This is a genomic window from Rhizobacter sp. P2_H2, from assembly GCF_056403375.1.
This window is the reverse complement of record NZ_JBFUFP010001304.1, coordinates 1-1,333: the sequence shown is the minus strand read 5'-3', so window position 1 is coordinate 1,333 and position 1,333 is coordinate 1. Positions and strand designations below refer to the sequence as shown.

The following is a 1,333-nucleotide window of genomic DNA, read 5'->3' as shown; positions in this document are numbered from 1 at the left end:
GTCGCTGCCGATCGGCAACGCGACGGCGAACACGGTCGACAAGACCTTCACCGTGGCGCTGTCGAACCCGACCAACGGCCTGGCACTCGGGGCGCCGGCCTCCGCATCGATCCGCATCACGCCCGCGACCGCCGCGACGGTGCCGGCGGTGCGCGTGCAGGGCAATCGCCTGGTGGATGCCGCCGGCAACGTGCTGCAGCTGCGCGGCGTCAGCTTCAGCGGCTTCGAGTTCGTCGCGATCGGCGGCTGGAGTCCGGGGGACCCGTCCGGCGGGCAGGCCGGGCAACCGGGCGGGCCGAGGTGGCCGGCCCTGCAGGCGTGGCATGCGAACACCGTGCGCTTCACGCTGAACGAGACCTCGTGGCTGGGCCTCACCTGCGTCGACACCGACGGCGTGACGCGCCAGGGCGACCCCGGCGGCAACTACCGCGCCGCCATCGCGACGCAGGTGCAGCAGGCCAACGCCGCCGGCCTGTACGTGATCATCGAACTGCATTGGGGCGCACCGGGCAACGCCTGCCCGATGGTGCAGACGCAGATGGCCAATGCGGACCACTCGCTCGATTTCTGGACCTCGGTGGCGACCGCCTTCAAGGGCAACGGCTCGGTGATCTTCTCGCTCTACAACGAGCCCTACTTCTTCGGCCTGGGCGCCGGGCAGGACGCGTGGCGCGTGCTGATGACCGGTGGCACGCTCGACTACTTTCCCGCGACGAGCGCCACCTCGAACTACCGCAACATCACCGGCCCGTGGCGATCGGTCGGCATGCAGGCGATGCTGGACGCGGTGCGCGCGACCGGCGCCGCCAACGTCGTGCTGGTCGGCGGCACCGAGTTCAGCAACAACCTGGGCGGCTGGCTGGCGAACATGCCGACCGACCCGCTGAAGCAGATGGCCGCGTCATGGCACCCCTACCCGCCGATGCAGCGCCCGACGACGGCCGGCGTCTCGGCCGGCGGCACCGGGTATGCCGTCGGCGCCACGCTGACGCTCGCGAAGCCGAACACGGTGTACGAGCCCGCACAAGTGCGCGTGACGGCCGTGGGCGTGGGCGGCGCGGTGGCGGCGGCGGAGATCGTCACCGCGGGCAGGTACCTGCAGACGGCCCTGCCGACGGCGGCGGTGCCGGCGGCGGCCGGCAGCGGCACGGGCAGCGGCGCGAGCTTCCTGCTCGGCGGCTGGGGCAACCTGTCGAGCACCTGGAGCATGCCGGCGAACTGGCCGGTGGTTCAGGCCTTGTCGGCGCATGTGCCGATCGTCTTCGCGGAAACCGGCGAGCACAACGCACCGGGGACGGCCGGTGCGCCCTTCCTGCAGCAGCTGCTGCCGTTC

Annotated in this window: 1 protein-coding gene; it reads left to right on the top strand. The window is 71.9% G+C overall.

Translation table 11 applies throughout. The annotated features are described in order from the left end of the window. Positions 1-1,333 (top strand): cellulase family glycosylhydrolase (locus tag AC1D15_RS32550; RefSeq protein ID WP_477829316.1); only part of this gene is annotated, 1,333 nt, incomplete at both ends.